Source organism: Variovorax sp. Soil_C_33, from assembly GCF_057656935.1.
Genome location: NZ_JBDGJK010000024.1, coordinates 11,766 through 33,729 on the forward strand (window position 1 = coordinate 11,766; position 21,964 = coordinate 33,729).

General features: G+C 69.6%; 21 protein-coding genes. 11 read left to right on the plus strand and 10 right to left on the minus strand.

Translation table 11 applies throughout. The features are described 5' to 3' along the window. Together AC3A6B_RS27265 and AC3A6B_RS27270 are read left to right on the plus strand one after the other, a co-directional pair. Entirely contained in the window at positions 1-636 is a 636-nt protein-coding gene (locus AC3A6B_RS27265) for a LysE family translocator (RefSeq protein ID WP_487839765.1), read from the plus strand. A gap of 3 nt (positions 637-639) precedes the next feature. After that, complete coding sequence (locus tag AC3A6B_RS27270) at positions 640-1,605, plus strand: threonine dehydratase (RefSeq protein WP_487839766.1); 966 nt, start codon at positions 640-642, stop codon at positions 1,603-1,605. A gap of 12 nt (positions 1,606-1,617) precedes the next feature. On the opposite strand, the gene AC3A6B_RS27275 is transcribed toward AC3A6B_RS27270, so the two are convergent. Further along, on the minus strand, positions 1,618-2,256 hold the full coding sequence (locus AC3A6B_RS27275) for a dioxygenase family protein (protein WP_487839767.1): 639 nt from the start codon (positions 2,254-2,256) through the stop codon (positions 1,618-1,620). A 53-nt stretch (positions 2,257-2,309) separates the two neighbouring features. Then, on the minus strand, positions 2,310-6,215 hold the full coding sequence (locus AC3A6B_RS27280; RefSeq protein ID WP_487839768.1) for an autotransporter outer membrane beta-barrel domain-containing protein: 3,906 nt from the start codon (positions 6,213-6,215) through the stop codon (positions 2,310-2,312). A gap of 210 nt (positions 6,216-6,425) precedes the next feature. Between AC3A6B_RS27280 and AC3A6B_RS27285 the strand changes: the two genes are divergently transcribed. Then, positions 6,426-7,100 (plus strand): histidine phosphatase family protein, encoded by a 675-nt coding sequence (locus tag AC3A6B_RS27285; protein WP_487839769.1) that lies wholly within the window; start codon positions 6,426-6,428, stop codon positions 7,098-7,100. Here the strand turns inward: AC3A6B_RS27285 and cutA are convergent. From cutA to AC3A6B_RS27300, 3 genes are read right to left on the minus strand one after another with little or no spacing between them, the layout of a single operon-like run. Continuing rightward, entirely contained in the window at positions 7,091-7,423 is a 333-nt protein-coding gene (gene cutA, locus AC3A6B_RS27290; protein WP_487839770.1) for a divalent-cation tolerance protein CutA, read from the minus strand. The genes AC3A6B_RS27285 and cutA overlap by 10 nt on opposite strands. A 38-nt stretch (positions 7,424-7,461) precedes the next feature. Then, positions 7,462-7,794 (minus strand): hypothetical protein, encoded by a 333-nt coding sequence (locus AC3A6B_RS27295; protein WP_487839771.1) that lies wholly within the window; start codon positions 7,792-7,794, stop codon positions 7,462-7,464. A gap of 15 nt (positions 7,795-7,809) precedes the next feature. Further along, a complete protein-coding gene (locus AC3A6B_RS27300) occupies positions 7,810-8,055 on the minus strand; it encodes a GlsB/YeaQ/YmgE family stress response membrane protein (RefSeq protein ID WP_126839786.1) in 246 nt (81 codons plus the stop codon). 116 nt (positions 8,056-8,171) lie between these two features. On the opposite strand from AC3A6B_RS27300, the gene AC3A6B_RS27305 reads away from it, so the two are divergent. Further along, on the plus strand, positions 8,172-8,801 hold the full coding sequence (locus tag AC3A6B_RS27305) for a YbhB/YbcL family Raf kinase inhibitor-like protein (RefSeq protein WP_487839772.1): 630 nt from the start codon (positions 8,172-8,174) through the stop codon (positions 8,799-8,801). Between the two features lie 6 nt (positions 8,802-8,807). On the opposite strand, the gene AC3A6B_RS27310 is transcribed toward AC3A6B_RS27305, so the two are convergent. Then, complete coding sequence (locus tag AC3A6B_RS27310) at positions 8,808-9,626, minus strand: creatininase family protein (protein WP_487839773.1); 819 nt, start codon at positions 9,624-9,626, stop codon at positions 8,808-8,810. Positions 9,627-9,649: 23 nt separating this feature from the next. Further along, positions 9,650-10,558 (minus strand): LysR family transcriptional regulator, encoded by a 909-nt coding sequence (locus tag AC3A6B_RS27315; protein WP_487839774.1) that lies wholly within the window; start codon positions 10,556-10,558, stop codon positions 9,650-9,652. A 90-nt stretch (positions 10,559-10,648) separates the two neighbouring features. Between AC3A6B_RS27315 and AC3A6B_RS27320 the strand changes: the two genes are divergently transcribed. Further along, complete coding sequence (locus tag AC3A6B_RS27320) at positions 10,649-11,659, plus strand: zinc-binding alcohol dehydrogenase family protein (RefSeq protein WP_487839775.1); 1,011 nt, start codon at positions 10,649-10,651, stop codon at positions 11,657-11,659. Positions 11,660-11,665: 6 nt separating this feature from the next. Here AC3A6B_RS27320 and AC3A6B_RS27325 read toward each other — a convergent pair whose 3' ends face one another. Continuing rightward, entirely contained in the window at positions 11,666-13,003 is a 1,338-nt protein-coding gene (locus tag AC3A6B_RS27325) for a PQQ-dependent sugar dehydrogenase (protein ID WP_487839776.1), read from the minus strand. A gap of 116 nt (positions 13,004-13,119) precedes the next feature. On the opposite strand from AC3A6B_RS27325, the gene AC3A6B_RS27330 reads away from it, so the two are divergent. The 4 genes from AC3A6B_RS27330 to AC3A6B_RS27345 all read left to right on the plus strand — a co-directional run bounded on the left by AC3A6B_RS27330 (position 13,120) and on the right by AC3A6B_RS27345 (position 17,350). Then, entirely contained in the window at positions 13,120-13,863 is a 744-nt protein-coding gene (locus AC3A6B_RS27330) for an alanyl-tRNA editing protein (RefSeq protein ID WP_487839777.1), read from the plus strand. A gap of 46 nt (positions 13,864-13,909) precedes the next feature. Further along, positions 13,910-16,090: a protein-disulfide reductase DsbD family protein gene (locus tag AC3A6B_RS27335; RefSeq protein WP_487839778.1), complete on the plus strand. Its 2,181-nt coding sequence runs from the start codon at positions 13,910-13,912 to the stop codon at positions 16,088-16,090. 93 nt (positions 16,091-16,183) lie between these two features. Next, entirely contained in the window at positions 16,184-16,876 is a 693-nt protein-coding gene (locus AC3A6B_RS27340; RefSeq protein WP_487839779.1) for a redoxin domain-containing protein, read from the plus strand. Positions 16,877-16,912: 36 nt separating this feature from the next. Then, positions 16,913-17,350, plus strand: coding sequence for a CoA-binding protein (locus AC3A6B_RS27345; protein WP_487839780.1), 438 nt, complete (start codon positions 16,913-16,915; stop codon positions 17,348-17,350). 10 nt (positions 17,351-17,360) lie between these two features. On the opposite strand, the gene AC3A6B_RS27350 is transcribed toward AC3A6B_RS27345, so the two are convergent. Both AC3A6B_RS27350 and AC3A6B_RS27355 read right to left on the minus strand, forming a co-directional pair. Then, positions 17,361-18,365, minus strand: coding sequence for a Bug family tripartite tricarboxylate transporter substrate binding protein (locus AC3A6B_RS27350; protein ID WP_487839781.1), 1,005 nt, complete (start codon positions 18,363-18,365; stop codon positions 17,361-17,363). 35 nt (positions 18,366-18,400) lie between these two features. Continuing rightward, positions 18,401-19,495 (minus strand): tartrate dehydrogenase, encoded by a 1,095-nt coding sequence (locus tag AC3A6B_RS27355; RefSeq protein ID WP_487839782.1) that lies wholly within the window; start codon positions 19,493-19,495, stop codon positions 18,401-18,403. Positions 19,496-19,601: 106 nt separating this feature from the next. On the opposite strand from AC3A6B_RS27355, the gene AC3A6B_RS27360 reads away from it, so the two are divergent. Both AC3A6B_RS27360 and hemE read left to right on the plus strand, forming a co-directional pair. Then, entirely contained in the window at positions 19,602-20,528 is a 927-nt protein-coding gene (locus tag AC3A6B_RS27360; RefSeq protein ID WP_487839783.1) for a LysR family transcriptional regulator, read from the plus strand. A 22-nt stretch (positions 20,529-20,550) separates the two neighbouring features. Further along, positions 20,551-21,654, plus strand: a complete 1,104-nt coding sequence (hemE, locus tag AC3A6B_RS27365) for a uroporphyrinogen decarboxylase (RefSeq protein ID WP_487839784.1) — start codon at positions 20,551-20,553, stop codon at positions 21,652-21,654. Positions 21,655-21,964 lie beyond the last annotated feature (310 nt).

Here is a 21,964-nt window from a genome sequence, read left to right on the forward strand (position 1 = left end):
ATGCCGATTAGCTTCACCGAACTCGCCCTGTTCGCGCTCGCCGCGCTGGTGCTGGTGCTGACGCCCGGGCCCAACATGATCTATTGCGTCTCGCGCACGCTGTGCCAGGGCCGCGCGGCCGGCCTGATGTCGCTGGCCGGCGTGCTGCTGGGCTTCGTTGTGCACCTGATGGCGGCGGCGCTGGGGCTGACGGCGCTGCTGATCGCCGTGCCCTTCGCCTTCGACGCCATCCGCCTGGCCGGCGCGGCCTACCTGATGTGGCTGGCCTGGCAGGCGGTCAAGCCCGGCGGGACCGCGCCTTTCGAGGCCCGGCTGCTGCCGGACGATCCGCCGGCCAAGCTGTTCAGCATGGGCTTCGTCACCAACCTGTTGAACCCCAAGGTGGCGATGTTCTACCTCTCCTTCTTCCCGCAGTTCCTGCATCCCGAGCGCGGCTCGGTGCTGCTGCAGAGCCTGACGCTGGGCGCGGTGCAGATCGGCGTGAGCGGTGCCGTCAACCTGTTGCTGGTGCTGAGCGCCGCGCGCCTGACGGCCTTCCTGTCGAAGAGCGAAGGCTGGCTGCGGGCCCAGCGCTATGTGATGGGCAGTGTGCTGGCCGCGCTCGCGGTGCGCATCGCGCTGCCGGAACGCAAGTAGCCGATGCGATTCACACGCGAGGAGATCGCCGCCGCGCGCCGCACCGTCTACGCGGCGATGCCGCCGACGCCGCAGTACGCCTGGCCGCTGCTGGCCGAGCGCCTGGGCTGCACGGTCTGGGCCAAGCACGAGAACCACACGTCGGCCGGCGCCTTCAAGCTGCGCGGCGGGCTCACCTACTTCGAGACGCTGGCGCGCGAGGAGCCCGGCGTGCGCCACGTCATCAGCGCCACGCGCGGCAACCACGGCCAGTCGGTGGGCTTCGCCGCGCGGCGCCACGGCCTCGCGGCGACCATCGTGGTGCCGCTCGGCAACTCGGTCGAGAAGAATGCCGCCATGCGCGCGCTCGGCGTCACGCTGGTCGAGCATGGCGACGAATTCCAGACCGCGAGCGAGCATGCCGCGCAGCTGGCCGAGTGCGACGGGCTGCACCGCGTGCCCTCCTTCCACCGCGAGCTGGTGCGCGGTGTCGCCACCGCCTATGTGGAGTTCTTCGAAGCGCTGGCCGATGCGCCGCCCGAGGTGCTGTTCGTGCCGATCGGACTGGGCTCCGGCTTCGCGGCCGCCGCGGCGGCGCGCGCGCACTGCGGCGTCAGCACGCGGCTCGTCGGCGTGGTGTCGGCGCATGCGACCGCGTACCTCGATTCGTTCAGGGCCGGCCGCGTGCTCGAGGCCCCCGTCAGCACGCGGCTGGCCGACGGCATGGCCTGCCGCGCGCCGGTGCCGGAGGCGCTGGAAGTGATCCGGCGCGAGGCCGACGAGGTGGTCTCGGTGAGCGACGAGGAAGTGGCCGCGGCGATGCGCGCGTTGTTCACTGACACCCACAATGTCGCCGAAGGCGCGGGCGCGGCGGCCTTGGCGGCCGCGATGCAGCAGCGCTCGCGCTGGCAGGGCAAGACGGTCGGCATTGCGGTGACCGGTGGCAACGTCGATGCCGCGATGTTCGCCGGGGTGCTGTCGCAGCGTTGAGAGCGGCCCGCCTCAGGCCGCGATGACGATCGGAAAGCGCGCCCGCACGCCATCCGCCGCTGGCTCGAAAGGCACGGTAATCGCCGCCCGCGAAGCCTCGGGCAGGTTGCGCCAGAGGAAGTCGCGCGCATTGCCCGGATCGCCCTCCACATAGAGCTGCGTCGTCAGCAACTCGCGTGCGCCCAACTTCACCTTCACATGGATGTGGGGCGTGCGGCCGCTGTAGGCCACGGGCCGGATGGTGCGAAAGCGCCAGCGGCCTTCGGCATCGACCGCCACGCGGCCGAAGCCCTGGAACGCGGCATCGGCGCGGCCGCCGTCGCCGGGGTGGTGGTAGTGGCCGTCCTGGTCGCATTGCCAGATCTCGACCTGGGCGCCGCGCAGCGGCTGGCCGGACAGGTCGGTCACGCTGCCCTCGACCCAGGCGGGCTGGCCGCTGCGGTAGTTCAGCGTGCCGTTGCGCAGCAGATCGTTGTCCGCATCCTGCGGCAGGCGGACGGGGTAGAAAGGCCCCTCGGTCTGCGCGGGTGTCGCGATCCGCGCCGCCTGCGGCTGCGCGCGGGCGCCGAGCCAGAGAACGGGCGCTGCGACGAGCGCGGCGGCGACAGTGCGCCGGGGAAGAGAACCGGGGGAGGTGGTCAGGGCAGGCATGGCGGTACGAGCCCGCCCGGCGCACGCGAGTTCCACCCGCCGCGTTTTCTTTGCTACCAGCGCACGCGCACGCCGATCGCGCCCTGGATCGACGATTTCACCTTGGTGTCGCCGCCCGCGCTGAAGACCTTGCCGACTTCGCCATACAGGCTCACGGTCTTGCTCAGCGACAGCGTGGCGCCGCCTGCCAGTTCGACCGAGGTGTAGTTGCCCGTGCTGCCGATGGGCGTGACGAAGGGGCCGTTGACGAAGCGCGCGACATCGCTGCCGCCGCTGCCGCGGACCACGCCGACGCGCGCGTAGGGTTGCAGCCGGCCGGCCGCGGTGGAAATGTCGCCCTTCACGCGCACGCCGAGGCCGGCGGTCCAGTTGCCGGAATCGTCCTGCTGCACCAGCGCCCCTGGGATCGCCAGGTCGTCAAGGCGCGCCTTGCGATAGCTCAGCTGCGCCTGCGGCTCGATGGTCCAGCCGCCGCCGAGCGCGAAGGCCTGGCCGACCTCGACCGAGGCCGTCAGGCTGTTGCCTTTGCCCGAAGCCGCGAAGCCGCCGAGCGGCCGGATGGTGTAGCGGTGCGAGCCGTACTGCAGCACGGTGTCGACGTAGAAGCCGGTCGCGTTGGCATACGAGGCGTAGGCGCCGAGGTAGCGGGCGCGCAGGTCGGTGCTGCCGACCGGGCGATGGACGCCGCTGGCGAAGCCGCTCAGGTCGGCATCGCCATCGAGCGTGCCGACATAGACGCCGGCATGCCAATCCCCGAGCTGCGAAACGTAGAGATCGGTGCCCGCCTGGACGCCGGCGACGTGGCCCTGCGTCGAGGGACTGACGACGTCCGACTGGCGGATGTCGACATCGCTGTAGACCGCACGGGCCCAGGCGCGGCGCTCGGCCGAGAGCGCACCGCCGACGGGTGTCAGGCTGGCGACCGCGCGACCGCTTGCATCGTCGTCGCCCATGCGGCTGCGCAGGCTGCCGATCATCGCCAGGTCGGTCCGGCGCAGTTGCGACGGCAAGGCCGCGAGCATCGGGGCCTCGGCGCGGTAGGCCGTGACCGGTACCGGCGCGGGCGCGGGCGCCGGAGCGGGTGGTGCCGGGGGCGCCGGGGGAGCAGGCGGAGCAGGCGGCGCAGGCGGAGCGGGAGGAGGCGGCGGCGGAGGGGGCGGCGGAATCACTTCCGAACGCAGATACCAGTTCTCCCCGACGCCGCCCGCGTCGGCGGCGTACAGGCGGTACTCGAAGGCGCCCGCATCGACGTGACCCGCGCCGCCGAGCGCAAAGGCGTTCTTGGTCGTCTGCGCCGTAGTGGTGGCACCGTTCAACGCGGTGATCACCTCGATGCCGCTGCCCACGGTCTGGCCGCCGAGGCCGCCGAGGTTGGTGATCTGCACGGTGGTGCTGCCGCTGGCGACGGCGGTAGCGCCATCGAGCACCAGTCGGTCGGAGGGGCCGCTGGCGCCGAGCGTGGCGCCCAGGCGCAGGGTGCCGTTGTTGCCGACGTAGGGGCCGTTCACCGTGAGCGCGGCACCCGGCGCGGCGCCGACCAGCGAGACGGTGCCGCCGTTCGTGAGCGAGGCCATGCTCTGGCTGAAACCTGCCAGGTCGAGCGTGGCGCCGGCCGCCACGCTGTGCGCCGAGGCGGCGCTCAGGGTGTTGGCCGCGCCAGCACGCAAGGTGCCGCCGCTGACGGTGGTGCTGCCGGTGTAGGTGTTGGCGCCCGAGAGCGTCAAGGTGCCGCTGCCCGCCTTGACCAGCGAGCCCGCGTTGACAGGCGTGACGAGGCCGTTCGAGATCGCGCCGCTGAAAGCACCGGCGCCGACCGTCAGTTGCGAGCCGTTCAGACCCACGGTGCCGTTGCCGTTGAGCTGTGCGACGGTCTGGACCGCGTTGACGAGTTCCAGGCCTGAGATCGGCGCGGGCGCCGTGGCGCCGACGGAGTTGATCGTCAGGTTCGCGGTCGGCGCGAAATGGCCGCTGCCCTCCGCCACGACCGCGCCGCCGGGATGGACCAGCAGGTCGCCGGGAACGTTGCCCGACCCGGTCAGCTTCAGCTGCGCATTGCCTTGGACGGTGGTGGTGCCCGTGTAGGTATTTGGCGATCTGAAGGCGAAGTCGGCCCATGGCCCGACGGTGTTGTCGAGCGTGATGCCGTGGCCGCCGCTGATCCCGCCGTCGAAGTTCACGACACCGGCGGGCGTGACCTGGTTCAACGTCGCGTCGGCAGTGAGGACCACCGGCCCGTTCAGCCCGAGGCTGCCGTTGGTCGCGAGATTGACGTTGCCGGCCACGACCACGGTGTTGCCCAGCACCATGGGGCTGGACGTGGTGAAGGTGCCTCCCTCGAGGGTGATGGCGCCGCTGCCGAGCACCCCCGCGCTGCCGATGCTGAGACCGCCCAAATTCAGGATGGTGCCGCCGCTGTAGGTGTTGGCTCCTGTGACCGTCGTGGTACCGGTGCCGGCCTGCGTGAGCGTGCCCGAGCCGGTGATTGCGTTGGCCAGGGTGTAGTTGTCCGAACGGTTGATGATCAGCGACGCATTGTTGGTGATGGCGCCTTCCACGCTGCCGCTGGCGGTGCCGGCCCCCAACTGCAGCGCGCCGCCGCTGATGGTGGTGCCGCCGGTGTAGGTGTTGTTGCCCGTCAGCGTCAGGGTGCCGGCGCCGACCTTGATCACGGCGCCGTTGCCGAGCATCACGGGATTGATGTAGAGCGACCCGTTCTTGTCCTGCGCCCCCGGGCCCGTGTTCGAGATCACGCCGCTGATGGTGTCGTCCTTGCCGAGCGCCCCGACTTGCAGCGTGGCATTGCCGAGTACGACGCCCCCCGAGCCCGACAGGGAACCGATCGCCGCTGCCGGCGCGCTGATGTCGTTGACGTAGACCTGGCCGTGATTGACGACGGTGGCGCCGCTCAGGTTCGCCGTGTTCGCCATCTGGAGCGTGCCGCTGTTGTTGTTGATGGTCGCCGTGCCGCCGTTGCTGGTTTCCTGGAAGATCAGCCGGCCGCCGTTGTTGTTGAGCGTCGCCTGCTGCGCGCTGGCGCCTCCACCGCCGAACAGCACATAGGAGCCTGCGCCGTTGTTGGTGATCGTCGCCGTGCCGGCGTTCGCGCCGTTCTGGAACTGGAGGCCGCTGTTGCTGCCGTTGACGTTGGTGTTGACGCCGACCGGCACCGTGATGGCGAGGTTGCCGGCGCTCGCGGTGGCGTCCTGGAAGCGCAGCTCGGCGTTCTCGAGGATGGTGATCGGGCCGCTGCCGAAGGAGCCCGTCGTGTGCGTCCAGACATTGAGGCGGCCGGCCGTCCCATTGCCCTGCAGGACAGTTCCGCCCGTGTAGTTGTTCGCGGCGTTGTCGATGCTCAGGCGCTGGGTCTCGCTGCCGAGCGCATTGGTGCCGGTGTTGCGCAGCGTGAGCACGCCGCTGCCCGTGATCTGGCCGCCGAGCGTATTGGCTTGGGTGCCGGCCACATCGACGGTGCCGCCGGCGACGCCGAGCACGATCGCGCGGCCGCTGGAGAAGTTGTCGGCGCCCAGGCGCAGCGTGCCGCCACCGAAGGCAATGGCTCCGCCGGTGCCGAGGTTGGCATCGGAATTCACCTGCAGGGCGCCCGCGTTGATCGACGTGGTGCCCTGGTACGTGTTGGAAGCGCCCAGGACGACGATGCCGGCGCCGGTCTTGACGATGCCGTTGGTACCGCTGACGACGCCGCTCTGCGTGGCCGTGCCCGCGCCGAGGCTGTTGAGCGTCACGTCCGACGGCGTCGTGTCGATCGGCGCCGCCAGGTTGGCGCCGTCGCTGTAGTTGACGGTCTGCGCCGCGCCGGATGCCGCCAGGACGCTCAGCCCCGCAGCCACCACCAGGCTGCCCAGCCCGCCGGAACGCTTGCCGCGCGCCGCCGTGATCTCCGACACCGCGACCCAGGCGCCCAGCGCGGGATTCCAGACGCTGCGATACGACTTGTTCATGCTCTGCTGTCCTCTTGTTATGAAAGCGGCGTCTTTCGGACCAGCGGCTCTCAATCAGCGTTAACGAAAGTTTGCATTCTTACTGAATGAGAACTTTGTAACTCACTTTATTACACTGCGTGTATGAAAAAGTTCACACTTCCATCCGTGGCGCCCCCAAGGTCGCCGCAGTGACCTCCCGTTCGGGAGCGCGTCGGCAGAATCCCGCGCATGGGAACCCTCTATCTCGTGCGCCATGGGCAAGCCAGCTTCGGCGCGGCCGACTACGACCAGCTGAGCGATCTGGGCCACCGCCAGTCGCGGCGCCTGGGCGAGTACTGGCGCGAGCGCGGCATGCAGTTCGATGCCGTCATCACCGGCACCCTGAAGCGCCATCGCCAGACCTGGGAAGGCATTGCCGAAGGATTGGGGCTTGCGCGCGACGACGTGCTGCCCTGGCCGGGGCTCGACGAGTACGACGCCGAAGCGGTCATTGCGACCATCCATCCCGAGAAGCTCGAGAAGCCCGACTCGCCCGAGAAATACCGCCACCACTTCCGGCTGCTGCGCGACGGCTTGGGCGCCTGGATGCAGGGCCGGACCTCACCGGCCGGCATGCCGAGCTACGTCGACTTCCTGGCCGGGGTGACGAGCGCACTGGACCACGTGCGCGGCAGGCACCACGGCGCCCGGGTGCTGGTGGTCTCGAGCGGCGGCCCGATCAGCACCGCGGTCGGCCATGTGCTGGGCACCAGCCCGGAAACCACCATCGAACTGAACCTGCGCATCCGCAACACGGCGGTGACCGAATTCGCCTTCACGCCCAAGCGCCACATGCTGGTGACCTACAACACGCTGCCGCACCTCGATGGCCCGGCCTGGGCGGACTGGGTGACCTACGCCTGATCGATTCCTGCGCTGCCGCCAGCGAGCCAGCGCAGGTAGTCCGCAGACCCGGCCGTGATCGGCAGCTGCACGATTTCAGGCGTTTCGTAGCTGTGGCGCTCCCGGATGAAGGCTTCCAGCACCGCATAGCGAGCGACGAGGGTCTTGATGAAAAGCAGCCATTCGGGCTCACGGTGCAGCGCGCCCTGCCAGAGGTAGAAGCTGCGCACGCGCTGCACCTGCACGCAGGCCGCGAGGCCCGCCTCGACGATCGCGGCGGCCAGTGCTTCGGCCTCGTCCTCGGTGCTGGCGGTGGTCATCACGATGCAGGCCGTACCGTCCATAGCGCCTCCTTTCGTTGCAAGCCTGGGGAGAGCTTATTTCAGGCTTGCCAGACGCCGTAGCCGGCTTCGCGCAATGCGATGCCGAGTTCGACCTCCATCTCGCGCGCGGCCTCGTAGGGCATCGGGTTGTAGACCGCATACAGGGCCGGCAGCAGCCTGAGCCCATAGTCACGCACGAAGGCGTTGGCCTGGATGCCGGCCTTGTGCTTGTCGAAGCGTACGTCGGGATCCAGCCCCGTCATGCCGACGTAGACGAAAGGTTGGCCGAGCCGGTAGGCGGGGTTGGCGCGCCGGAAGCGGGCGACGTTCCAGACCCGGTCGTCGAGTTCGACGACGTAGACATGGTGGTGCGCCTTGGATTTGCGGGCCATCGCTGCCCGGCACGCTCACTTGCGTTTGACGAGGCCCCAGATGACGAGCAGCACGATCGCGCCGACCACCGAGGCGATGAAGCCTGCCCCCTGGCCCGCCGTGTACCAGCCCATCGCCTGCCCCAAGTAGGTCGCGATCAGCGAGCCGGCGATGCCGATCAGGGTGGTCACGATGAAGCCGGCCGAGTCGTCTCCGGGCTTGATGGCGCGCGCCACGAGGCCCGCGACGAAACCGATCAGGATGGTCCAGACGATGCTCATACGCTTCCTTTGGTATTGGAATGGGAGGGAAGAGGCGAGCGCGGGAGCGCAGCGCCGTTTCATGATAGCGGAGCCTGCCTACACGCCGGCTTCCGCCCGCAGGCTATACAGGAGAGATGCTCGAAAAACTTCCCGAAGCCATCGGCCACGCCTTGCACGGCGTACGCGCCGGCCTCGACGAGATCGCCTTCAACACCCTGGGACTGCGCCAGGGGATGGCATCGATCACGGTCGCCAGCCTGGCCTTCGTCGACCATGCGCCGCTGCCGCCGCGCTACACGGCCGACGGCGAGGGCCTGTCGCCGCCACTGCAATGGACCGGCGTGCCGGCCGGCGCCGCTTCGCTGGTGCTCTTGGTCGAGGATGCCGATTCGCCGACGCCCCATCCGCTGGTGCATGCGATCGTGGTCGACCTTGCGGCGGAGGACGGCAACCTGCCCGAAGCTGCGATCGCCAGCGCCGGCAACGAGGGAACCGGTGTTCACACCGGCCGCAACTCCTACCTCCAGGCAGCCTGGCTGCCGCCCGATCCGCCGCCGGGCCACGGCGTGCACCGCTATGCCTTCCAGCTCTTCGCGCTCGACAGCACACCTGCCTTCTCCGCCAGTCCGGGGCGCGACGAAGTGCTGGAGGCGCTGCGCGCGCATGCGGTCGCCAGCGGCCTGCTCATCGGCACCTGCGAGCGGCCCGACGGCACGATCAAGATCGAGGAAACCGCGCCGGGCGGGCCGGCGGTGGCCGGCTGACGCCGTTCAGCCCAGCGGCCCGGTGTGCGCGGTCGACAGCGGCAGGCGCGACACCTCGGCCAGCAGGGCCGCCAGCTGGCCCGCTGCGGCGTCGATCACTGCCCGGCCCTTCTCTGCGGTTGCCGCCGCGGCATTGCCGGCCGCGCCTGCGGGGTTGTAGTCCTCCATGGCCCAACCCAGCCTGGCGCTCTTGCCATTGCCGAGCACCGGGTAGTCGGCCGCCCGCTGACGCGAGCTGGAGCCGAAATCGCGTGCCGCCTGCATCGCCACCTGGCCAGGCGCCAGGGCCAGCATCATCGAGGTCTCGATCTCGCCGGCGTGCACGCCGAAGCGATGTTCGTCGGCGCTGAACTGCGCACCCGCATCGCCAAGCGGCAGGTTGAACCAGCTCGCGCTGTAGACAATGAGACCGTGCGCCGCACGCAGCTCGCGCGCGACGATGTCCATCGCGCCGGTATGTCCGCCGTGCGCATTGAAAAGCACCAGCTTCCTGACGCCGGCGCGCGCCACGCCGGCGCCGATCTCGCTCCAGAGCCGGATCAGCGTCTCGGCCGACAGGGTGAGCGTGCCCGCGAAGCGCGCATGCTCGGGGCTCAGGCCGATCTGCTGGGTCGGCAGGAACAGCACCGGCAGCTCGGTCGGCAGCAGCGGCAGCGCGGCGGCGACGATGCCTTCGACCAGGGTCGAGTCCACGCCCAGCGGCAAGTGCGGCCCATGCTGCTCGGTAGCGCCCAGGGGCAGCACCGCGACGGTCGTCGCCGGATCGAGCGCGGCGAAATCGCGTGTCGTGAGTTGGGACCAGAATCGGCTGGCAAGGGCAGTCATGAGGCAATCTTAGTGGTGCGAGCTTAGTGGTGCGAGGGAAGCGCCGCGAACTTGGCCGCCAGGAAATCGACCAGCGCCCGCACCCGCGCCGGCACGAAGCGGCCGCTGGGCAGCAGGGCATGCAGCGGATAGGGCTCGGTGTCCCAGTCGGGCAGGAGCCGGACCAGCGCGCCCGAGGCCTCGTCCTGCTGCACGTCGAGCGCCGACTTGAGCGTAATGCCGCGGCCCGCGAGCGCCCACTGGCGCGCGAGCGAGGCGTCGTCGACGATGCGGTCGCCATCGACGCGCACCTCGCTCCACTGGCCGTCGCGTGCGAAGCGCCAGACGCGCTGGCGCCGGCCGCCGCGATGGAAGGTCAGGCAGTTGTGCTGCAGCAGGTCCTGCGGCAGCTGCGGCGCCGGGTGCCGGCGCAGGTAGGCGGGCGAAGCGCACGGCACTGGGCGTGAATCGGCCAGCTTGCGCGCCACCAGCCGCGAATCGGCCAGCGCGCCGTAGCGCAGCGCCACGTCGACCTCGTCGCGCGTGACGTCGAGCGGCCGATCGCCGACCGAGAGCGCGAGCTGCAGGCCCGGGTGCGCATCGAGGAACTCGTCGAACCAGGGCAGGAGCGCACTGCGCGTGAGGTCCGAAGGCGCGGCGACGCGCACCGTGCCGACCAGCGCGCCGCGATCGGCCGTCACCAGCGATTCGCCCTCGGCCAGCAGCTCGAAGGCGCGGCTGGCGTAGTCGAGCAGCGTCTGGCCCTGCGGCGTGAGCCGCATCGCGCGCGTCGAGCGTTCGAACAGGCGCGCGCCGAGCTGCACCTCCAGCCGCTTCAAGGTCGCGCTGGCCGCCGCGGGCGTGATGCCCAGCGCGCGCGCCGCCGCCGTGAGGGTGCCGCCCCGCGCCGTGTGCACCAGCACGTGGAGATCTGCGAGATTTTCAACCTTCATTTGAAACTGATGCGTTTTGAAGGCAGCTTATCAAACGCTGCGATGGTGTCTACATTCGATCCGATCGATTCCATTCCTCAAGGACACACCATGAAAGCCGTCGGCTATCGCCAATCCCTTCCCATCGACGACCCCGCGTCGCTCGAGGATTTCAACCTGCCCGACCCCACGCCGGGCGCGCGCGACCTGCTGGTGCGGGTGAAGGCGATCTCCGTGAACCCGGTCGACACCAAGGTGCGCAAGGGCGCGCGGCCCGGGGCGGCCGACGCGAAGGTGCTGGGCTGGGACGCGTGCGGCACGGTCGAGGCCGTCGGCGCGGCGGTCCAAGGCTTCAAGCCGGGCGACCGCGTGTACTACGCGGGCTCGATCACCCGGCCCGGGACCAACAGCGAACTGCATGTGGTGGACGAGCGCATCGCGGCGCTCGCGCCGAAGAGCCTGGACGACGCGCAGGCCGCCGCCCTGCCGCTGACCACGATCACCGCCTACGAGCTGCTGTTCGACCGGCTCCGGGTGCCGAAGAACGGCGGCGCCGGGCAGACGCTCCTGATCATCGGCGGCGCCGGCGGCGTCGGCTCGATCCTGATCCAGCTCGCGCGCCGGCTCACGCAGCTGCGCGTGATCGCTACCGCCTCGCGCGCCGAGACGCGTGCCTGGTGCCTGGCGCTGGGCGCACACGCGGTGATCGACCATTCGAAGCCGCTCGACGCCGAGCTCAGGGCCGCCGGCATCGGCGAAGTCGACATGGTCGCCAGCCTGACGCAGACCGGGCAGCACTACGCGCAGATCGTCGAGTGCCTGAAGCCCCAGGGCCAGCTCGCGGTGATCGACGACATGGCGGTGTTCGATGCCATGCCGCTCAAGGGCAAGGCGATCTCGCTGCACTGGGAGTCGATGTTCACGCGCTCGAAGTTCGAGACGCCCGATGTTGCGCGCCAGGGCGAGCTGCTGGCCGAAGTCGCCGCGCTGGTCGATGCGGGCCGCATCCGCACCACGGCCAACGAAAGCTTCGGCGCCATCAACGCAGCGAACCTGCGCCGCGCCCATGCGCTGATCGAGAGCGGCAAGGCGCAGGGCAAGGTGGTGCTGCAGGGCTTCTAGAGGCCGCTACTTCGCTCGCGCGACGCGCCAGACGGCGTTGCCTACATCGTCGGCCACCAGCAGCGCCCCGCTCTTGTCGAGCGCCACGCCGACCGGCCGGCCCTGCGCCTTCTCGTCGGCGCTCAGGAAGCCGGTGACGAAATCGACCGGCGGCCCGCTGGGCCGGCCGCCGCTGAAGGGCACGAACACCACCTTGTAGCCCGACAGCGGCTTGCGGTTCCACGAGCCGTGCTCGCCGATGAACGCGCCGTTGGCGAACTGGGGCGGCATGCCGCGCGGGTGGGAGAAGGCCAGGCCCAGCGCGGCCACGTGCGAGCCCAGCGCATAGTCGGGCGCCACCGCCTTGGCCACCATCTCGGGCCGCGGCGGCGTCACCCGCACATCGACATGGCGGCCGTAATAGCTCCAGGGCCAGCCGTAGAAGGCGCCGTCCTTCACCGAGGTCAGGTAGTCGGGCACGAGGTCGCTGCCGATCTCGTCGCGCTCGTTCACCACCGTCCACAGCACGCTGGTCTCGGGTTCCCAGGCCATGCCGTTGGGATTGCGCAGCCCCGTGGCGAACAGCCGCTTCTCGCCGCTCTTCACGTCGACCTCCCAGATCGCGGCCCGGCCCTCTTCGGCCGCCAGGCTGTTCTCGCCGATGTTGCTATTGGAGCCGACCGTCACGTAGAGCTTGGTGCCTTCGCGGTTGGCGATCACGTTCTTGGTCCAGTGGTGGTTGATGCCGGCCGGCAGGTCGGTCACCTTGGTGGGCGTCGCGGTGATCGAGGTCTGACCCTCCGTATAAGGCACCTTCACCAGCGCGTCGGCGTTGGCGATGAAGAGCTCGTTGCCGACCAGCGCGACGCCAAAGGGAGACATCAGGTTCTGCATGAACACCTGGCGCACCTCCGCCGCACCGTCGCCGTTCGCATCGCGCAGCAGGGTGATGCGATTGGCGCTCGGGACTTCGGCGCCGGCGCGCTTCATGACGCGGCTCATCACCGCGCTGCGGATTTTCTTCATCAGGCCGCCGTCGCCTGCGCCTTCCGGCTTCGGCGGCTTGTTGCTCTCGACCACCAGCACATCGCCGTTGGGCAGCAGATAGACCCAGCGCGGATGGTCCAGCCCGCGGGCCAGCGCCGTCACGGTGAAGCCGCTGGGCACGCTCGGGCCGGCGGTGTCGGTCCAGCCGGTGGCCGGGGCGATGTGGACGGTCGGGATCAGCGTCTTGTTCGGCGCCGGCAGTTGCGGCGTCGGGCCGATGCCGGCCTCCGGCGGCAGTTTGGCGGTTTCGCCGCAAGCCGCGAGCAGCACGGCGGCGGCCAGCAAGGCCGCGGTCGAAGAATGCTTGTGATTGTTCATGGGTCGAATGGCCCTCCAGCCATGAATCTTCCGGATCGCGCAAGCCCTCGCTGTCGGTTGTGGGCGCTTTCTGGCGTGGGCGCACCCCGCCGCGGCGCCGCCGCTACCATCGGGCGATGACCGACGATCTGTTCCGCTCCGACGCCTACCTGCGCGACTGCCAGGCCCGCGTCGTGCGCGCCGACGAAGCCGGCATCGTGCTCGACCGCACGGTGTTCTATCCGCAGGGCGGCGGGCAGGCGGGCGACAGCGGCCACCTGGTGCTGGCCGACGGGCGCGAACTGGCGATCGCCGACACGCGCAAGGGCAAAGACGCCGAGGGCCGGGCGACCGACGAGATCGTCCATGTGCCTGCAGCGAACCAGGCCGAACTGCTCGCATCGCTGAAGCCCGGAGATGACGTAACGGCCCGCATCGACTGGGAGCGCCGCCATAGGCTGATGCGCTTCCACACCGCGACCCATCTGCTGTGCCACCTGGTGCCGCAGCCGGTCAACGGCTGCTCGATCACGCCCGAGTACGCCCGGCTCGACTTCCACATGACCGACCCGCTGGACAAGGAGGCGCTGACGACCGGCCTGGCGCGCCTGGTCGCCGCCGGCCATCCGCTGGCCGTGGGCGCGATCACCGATGCCGAGCTCGATGCCAACCCGGCGCTGGTCAAGAGCATGAGCGTGCAGCCGCCGCGCGGCACGGGCACGGTACGCACGATCCGGATCGGAGACGCCGAATCGATCGACTTCCAACCGTGCGGCGGCACCCACGTGGCGAACACGCGCGAGATCGGCCAGGTCGTCGTGACCAAGATCGAAAAGAAGAGCGCCACCACCCGCCGGGTGGTGCTGGGGTGGGCGACGTGAGCGCCATTCGGAACTTCGTCCGGCGCCGGCGCTCCGACTGACCGGCATGGCCTTTATCTCTCCTCTCCGTCTTGCGGCCGTCTTGGTCGCGTCGCTCGCAGCCTGCCTGCCGGCTGCGGCCCAGCTGGCATCCAAGCTCGGACCGGTCGTCACCACGCCGCACGTGCGGGCGGAACTGATCGCCCATGCGCCGCAGGGCGTCGCCCCCGGCGCGCCGGTCTGGGTCGGCCTGCAGATCACGCACCAGCCCGAGTGGCACACCTACTGGAAGAACGCCGGCGACTCCGGCCTGCCGACCGAACTCGCCTGGTCGCTGCCGGCCGGCATTTCCAACGGCGACATCGCCTGGCCGGTACCGAAGAAGATCCCGGTCGGCAACCTGGCCAACTACGGCTACGAAGGCACGGTGCTGCTGCCGGTGCCGCTGACCGTGGCGTCCGACTTCAAGCCCGCCGCCAGCCTCACCGGCGCCGACGCGCTCGACGTCAAGCTCAAGGCCTCCTGGCTGGTCTGCCGCAAGGAATGCATTCCCGAAGACGGCGAGTTCCTGCTCAAGCTGCCGCTGCAAGGCTCGACCGCACTGCACAAGAGCGCCTTCGACGCCGCCCTGGCCGCCCAGCCGGCCGCGCTCGCCAAGCCGGGCACGATCGCCGTCGAGGGCAACAAGCTGCAGGTCCGGCTCGAAGGCCTGCCGCCAGCCGCGCGCGGCAAGACGCTGGAGTTCTTCGCCGAGACCGGCGAGGTGATCCACACCGCGGCCGTGCAGGGCAAGGACTGGACGCAGGCCTGGCAGGGCGACACCTGGACCGCCAGCGTGCCGCTGTCCGAGCAGCGCAGCGCCAGCCCGGCGACGATGCCGGTGGTGGTCGCCCTGGCCGAGGCCGATCGCCAAGCCGGCCAGCCCATCGCCTGGCGCGCCGAAGCGCCGGTTGCCGGCAGTTGGCCCGCCACGGCCCCGCGGGTCGAGGTTTCGCCGGCATTGCAAGCCGCGCTCGAAGCCAACACCGCGGCGCCCCTGCCGCAACCAGCAGGCAGCTTCGTCGCCGCGCTGCTGGGCGCGCTGCTCGGCGGCCTGCTGCTCAACCTGATGCCTTGCGTGTTCCCGGTGCTGGCGATCAAGGTGCTGGGCTTCACGCGCCAGGCCGAAGACCACAGCGGCCACCGGATGGCCGCCGTCGCCTACACGGCCGGCGTGATCGTGTCCTTCCTGGCGCTGGGCGGCGCGATGCTGGCGCTGCGAGCGGCCGGCGCCGAACTGGGCTGGGGCTTCCAGCTCCAGTCGCCGGCGGTGGTGGCCGTGCTGGCTGCGCTTTTCACGCTGATCGGGCTCAACCTCGCGGGCGTCTACGAGTTCCGCATGCTGGCGCCGGCTTCGCTGTGCGGCGCCCAGGCCAGGCACCCGGTGGCCAACGACTTCCTGTCGGGCGTACTCGCGGTGGTGATCGCCTCGCCCTGCTCGGCGCCATTCATGGGCGCCTCGCTGGGCTTCGCGATCGGACTGCCGGCCACGCAGGCCTTGCTGATGTTCGCGGTGCTCGGCTTCGGCCTCGCCCTGCCCTACCTGGCGGCGGGCTTCGTGCCGGCGGTGGCGCGCCTGCTGCCGCGGCCTGGACCGTGGATGAACACGCTGCGCCGGCTGCTCGCTTTTCCGATGTTCGCCACCGTCGCCTGGCTGGTCTGGGTGCTGGGCCAGCAAAGCGGCATCGACGGCGCGGGCGCGCTGCTCGGCCTGCTGGTATGCCTGGCGGCGATCGTCTGGGCCTTCACGCTGCGCGGGCGCACGCGCATCGTGGTGGCCGGCCTGCTGATCGCGGCCACCGCGGTGCTGGCGGGCGCCATCGGCGGCAACGTGGTGCGCAGCGCGGCGCCGGCCGTGGCCGCGAGCGGCGACCGCTGGCAGCCCTGGTCTGCGACGCGCGTGAGCGAGCTCGCGGCCGCCGGCCGGCCGGTATTCATCGACTTCACGGCCGCCTGGTGCGTGACCTGCCAGTACAACAAGCGCAGCACGCTGGCCGATGCGGCGCTGCTGGCCGAGTTCGATGCCAGGCAGGTCGCCATGCTGCGCGCCGACTGGACGCGCCGCGATCCGGCGATCACCGCCGCGCTGACCGCGCTGGGGCGCAGCGGCGTGCCGGTTTATGTGCTGCAGGCGCCGGGCAAGGCACCCGTGGTGCTGACCGAAATCCTTAGCAAAGAAGAGGTACGCTCGGCACTGGCGACGCTTTGACCCCGGCCTTCTACGGGTTGTCACAAGCAGGTGAGAAAACCGCTCTAAGCTGTGGCGGTTGTTGAATATATTGATCAGGAGTTCAAGCTGACCATGGCTTCATCGTCATCCTCCGACTCGCGTTCCTACCGTGCCGCGCGCAATGCCCGCGCCGCCCTGAGCCGGGCCTCGCGCCGCGCCGTGGTGGCCGCCGCGGTGGCGCTCGGCGCCACTTTCCTCATGGGCACCCACGCCATGGCCGCGCCGGCCGTGGGCCAGAAGGCGCCCGATTTCGTCGCCGTCGACACCGGCGGCAAGCAGCACCGGCTGTCGGATTTCGCCGGCAAGTTCGTGGTGCTCGAATGGACCAATCCGGGCTGCCCCTTCGTGCGCAAGCACTACGGCAGCGGCAACATGCCTGCCACCCAGAAGGCGGCCACCGACAAGGGCGTGGTCTGGCTGTCGGTCAACTCGACCGAGCGGGCCGCCAGCGACTACCTGAAACCGGCCGCGCTCGATGCCTGGATGAAGGAGCAGTCGGCCGCGCCCACGGCCGTGCTGATGGACGAGGACGGCGTGATCGGCCGCGCCTATGCCGCGCGCACCACGCCGCACCTCTTCATCATCGATCCCAAGGGCGTGCTGGTGTACGCGGGCGGCATCGACAGCATTGCATCGGCGCGCGCCGAGGACATCAAGAGCGCGACCAACTACGTGAACCAGGCGCTCGGCGAAGCCTTCGGCGGCAAACCGATCAGCGCGGCGGCCACCAAGCCCTACGGCTGCTCGATCAAATACAAGGCCTAAGCGGTAGGGTCGCGCGCCGCGCCGCAAAATGGCGCGATGAAAGACGCAACCCCACCCACCGACATCGGCGCGCTGCTTGCGCGCACGCGCACCATCGCCGTCGTCGGCCTCTCGCCGAGCCCGCATCGCACCAGCTACGGCGTCTCGCAATACATGAAGGCACGCGGCTTCCGCATCGTGCCGGTCAACCCGAACACACGCGAGGTCTTCGGCGAGAAGTCGTACCCGACGCTGACCGAGGCCGCGAAGCACGAGAAGATCGACCTGGTGAATGTGTTTCGCCGGGCCGAAGACGTGCCGCCGGTGATGGACGAGGCCATCGCCATCGGCGCGCCGGCGCTCTGGATGCAGCTCGGCATCATCAACGAGGCCGCGGCAGCCAAGGGCCGCGCGGCCGGGCTGGAAGTGGTGCAGGACCGCTGCGTCATGGTCGAGCACTCGCGGCTTACCAGGGGCGCGACGCCCTGGCGCTGATCGCTACTCACTATTCGATAGCGACCTTTCCTTCTTTCACCAGCTTCGCGAACTTCGCCGTCTCCTCGCGGATCCGGCCTGCCATGTCCTGCGAGCTGCCGCCCAGCGGCTCCGCGCCGATCGCGTGCATGCGTTCGACGAATTCCGGCGACTGGATGATCTTCACCATCTCCGCGTTGAGGCGCGCCACCACCTCCTTCGGCGTGGCCGCCGGCGCGAGCACGCCGAACCAGGTGCCGATGTCGAAGCCCTTGAGCCCGGCCTCCTCGAGCGTGGGCACCTCCGGCAGCACCGACGAGCGCTTCGCAGTGGTCACGGCCAGCGCGCGCAGCTTGCCGCTCTTGATGTGCTGCAGCACCGGCGTGATGGTGTCGAAGGACATCGCCACCTGGCCGCCGAGCAGGTCGGTGGTGAGCGGGCCGCTGCCCTTGTAGGGCACGTGCAGCAGTTCGGCGCCGGTGCTGGCCTGGAACTGCGTGCCGATCAGGTGCTGCGCGGTGCCGTTGCCGTTGGAGCCGTAGGCCAGCTTGTCCTTCGCGGACTTGGCGAGCGCCACCAGTTCGGCGACGTTCATGGCCGGCGTGTTGGCGGCGTTGACCACCAGCACGTTGGGCACCATGGCCACGAGGGTGATGGGCGCCAGGTCCTTCTGGAAATCGTAGGGCAGCTTCTTATAGACGCTGGTCGCGATGGTGTGGTGCACCGCGCCCATCAGCAGCGTGTAGCCGTCGGGCTTGGCCTTGGCCACGTAGTCGGCGCCCAGCGTCGCACCGGCGCCGGGCTTGCTCTCGACCACCACCGGCTGGCCGAGGCTTTGCGAGAGCCGGTCGGCCAACGCGCGGGCCAGCACGTCGGTGGTGCCGCCCGAGGGGAAGGGCACGATCAGGCTGATGGGCTTGGCAGGCCAGGGCTGCTGCGCAAAAGCCTGCATGGACCCCAGCGTGGAGGCCAGGCCGAGTGCGAGGGCACCGGCTTGCACCAGGCGCCGGCGGCGGGGCTCGAAGAGAAAGTTCATGTTGTCTCCATCTCGTTGTATTCGGCGGCGCTCCCTCAGGCCGCGCGGCGCTCGCCCTGGGTGGCGGCGATGTAGCCGCAGACCGCGCGGGTCACCTCCTCGGTTGTCGCGGTGCCGCCGAGGTCGCGGGTATGGAGCGCAGGATTGGCGGTGACGTGCTCCACGGCCTGCATCAGGCGCGCGGCGGTCTGCGCCTCGCCCAAGTGTTCGAGCAGCATCACGACCGACCAGAAGGTGCCGACCGGATTGGCCAGGCCCTTGCCCATGATGTCGAAGGCCGAGCCGTGGATCGGCTCGAACATCGAGGGGTAGCGCCGCTCGGGATCGATGTTGCCGGTCGGCGCGATGCCCAGGCTGCCGGCCAGCGCGGCCGCCAGGTCGCTCAGGATGTCGGCATGCAGGTTGGTGGCGACGATGGTGTCGAGCGTGGCCGGGCGATTCACCATGCGCGCGGTGGCGGCGTCGACCAGTTCCTTGTCCCACGTGACGTCGGGAAACTCCTTCGCGATCTGCACCGCGATCTCGTCCCACATCACCATCGCGTGGCGCTGCGCGTTCGACTTGGTGACCACGGTCAGCAGCTTGCGCGGGCGCGATTGGGCGAGCCGGAAGGCGAAACGCATGATGCGCTCGACGCCGGCGCGGGTCATCATGCTGACGTCGGTCGCGGCCTCGATCGGATGGCCCTGGTGCACGCGGCCGCCGACGCCGGCGTACTCGCCCTCGGAGTTCTCGCGCACGATCACCCAGTTCAGCTGCTCGGGCGTGCAGCGCTTGAGCGGCCCGTCGATGCCCGGCAGGATGCGCGTCGGCCGCACGTTGGCGTACTGGTCGAAGCCCTGGCAGATCTTCAGGCGCAGCCCCCACAGCGTGACGTGGTCGGGGATGTGCGGGTCGCCGGCAGAGCCGAACAGGATGGCGTCCTTGTCGCGCAGCGCGGCCAAGCCGTCGTCCGGCATCATCACGCCGTGCTGGCGGAACCAGTCGCCGCCCCAGCCGAAATCCTCGAACTCGAAGTTCAGCTGGCCGCCCGAGGCGGCGGCCAGCGCTTCCATCACCTGACGGCCGGCCGGGATCACTTCCTTGCCGATGCCGTCGCCGGGAATGGTCGCGATGCGGTATGTCTTCATGCGTCTGCTCCTGTTGAAAAGATGGGCCGACTGTAGGAGCCGGACAGCTCTACGATAAGGGCATGAATTCAATCCATCGTTAACCTGCATTCAACAATCTATCCCCATGACCAGCGGCATCCAACCGGCCGAGCTCGGCTTCTTCTCGGCGCTGGCCGGCGCCCCCAGTCTCAGCGCGGCCGGCCGCGACCTGGGAATCAGCACGGCCGCCGTCAGCAAGCGGCTGGCCCAGATGGAAGGCCGCCTGGGCGTGACGCTGATCAACCGCACCACGCGCCGCATGAGCCTCACGCCCGAAGGCGAGGTGCTGCTCGAACGCGCGCGCAGCATCCTCGACGAGATCGCCGAGCTGGACGAGCTGCTGAGCCAGTCGAAGGGCAGCCCCAAGGGCCTGCTGCGCGTGAACGCGACCCTGGGCTTCGGCCGCACGCACGTGGCGCCGGTGATCTCGCGCTTCGTGCGCAGCCATCCGGAGGTCGACGTGCAGCTGCAGCTGTCGGTGAATCCTCCCCCCTTCAGCGAGGACGCCTTCGACGTCTGCATCCGCTTCGGCGAGCCGCCGGACGCGCGCGTCATCGCGCGGCGCATCGCGGCCAACCAGCGCCTGCTCTGCGCCTCGCCGGCCTACCTGGCGCGCTGCGGCCAGCCGAAAGTGCCGCGCGACCTGATGCGCCACAACTGCATCGGCATCCGGCAGGGCGACGAGGCCTACGGCCTGTGGCGCCTCAGCACCGGGCGCGGCGCGCGCGAGCGCACCGAGGCCATCAAGACGCGCGGCAGCCTCACGACCAACGACGGCGAGATCGCGGTCAGGTGGGCGCTCGACGGGCATGGCATCGTGATGCGCGCCGAGTGGGACATCAACCGCTACCTGCGCAGCGGCCGCCTGGTGCAGGTGCTGCCCCAGTACCGCACGCCCGGTGCCGACATCTATGCGGTCTACCCGCAGCGCTACCAGCTCTCGACGCGCGTGCGCGCCTTCGTAGACTTCCTCGCGCAGGCATTGGGGCAAGCCGAGCGCGCGGCCGAATGAGCGCGCCTGCGACAATCGGGGGATGCCTTTCGCGCCCCTCCAGAACGACACTTTCCTGCGCGCCTGCTGGCGCCAGGCCACCGATCACACCCCCGTCTGGCTGATGCGCCAGGCCGGGCGCTACCTGCCCGAATACGTGGCGACGCGGGCCCGCGCCGGCAGCTTCATGGGCCTGGCGACCAACGTGGACTACGCCACCGAGGTAACGCTGCAGCCGCTCGAACGCTATCCGCTCGATGCCGCGATCCTGTTCTCCGACATCCTCACGGTGCCCGACGCGATGGGCCTGGGCCTCTCCTTCGAGGCCGGCGAAGGCCCGCGTTTCGCGCGGCCGGCGCGCGACGAGGCCGCGATCGGCGCGCTCGCAGTGCCCGACATGGCCAAGCTGCGCTACGTGTTCGACGCTGTCGCGTCGATCCGACGCGCGCTCGACGGCCGGGTGCCGCTGATCGGCTTCTCGGGCAGCCCCTGGACGCTGGCCTGCTACATGGTCGAAGGGGCAGGATCGAGCGACTACCGCCAGGTCAAGACCCTGCTCTACAGCCGTCCCGATCTCATGCACCGCCTGCTCGCGGTGAATGCCGATGCCGTGGCCGCCTACCTCAATGCGCAGATCGATGCCGGCGCCCAGGCCGTGATGGTGTTCGACAGCTGGGGCGGCGTGCTGGCCGACGGCGCCTTCCAGGACTTCAGCCTGGCCTACACCGCACGCGTGCTCGCGCAGTTGAAGCGCGAGGGCGCCGACGGCCTGCCGGTGCCGCGCCTCGTCTTCACCAAGGGCGGCGGACTCTGGCTCGAAGACATGCGTGCGCTCGACTGCGAGGTGCTGGGCCTGGACTGGACCGTCAACCTCGGCCGCGCCCGCGCGCTCGTGGGCGAAGGCGCCGGGGCCAAGGCGCTGCAGGGCAACATCGATCCCAACGTGCTGTTCGCCGCGCCGGCGCAGATCGAGGCCGAGGTGGCGAAGGTGCTGCAGAGCTTCGGCCGCCCGCATGCCGATCGCGCTTCGAGCGGGCCGACCCACATCTTCAATCTGGGCCATGGCATCAGCCAGTTCACGCCGCCCGACCATGTCGCGGCGCTGGTCGCGGCAGTGCATGCGCAGTCGCGCGCGCTGCGTGTTTGATGCGACTGTTATAGGTTGTAAGTACCTGAGAACGACCGATTCGCATTTGTCAAGTCCAAAGGGTGAGGACCGACTGACTTATGCACAAAACACTTGCTGCGCCGCGCAAAAATATCTGTGGACCGCAAATCCCTGCTCCTAAAGCGATAGCGCTGCTAAGTCATTGATTTATATGGATTTTGAACTTTGCTTTTTTTGCGGGCATTCCAGCCGGAGCCTTGATTTTCAAGGGCTGGCGGCGAGTCGGGCCCGGATATCAACAAAGTTATCCACACAAACTCTGGATGGCTTTCAAAGCGCATGCAAATCA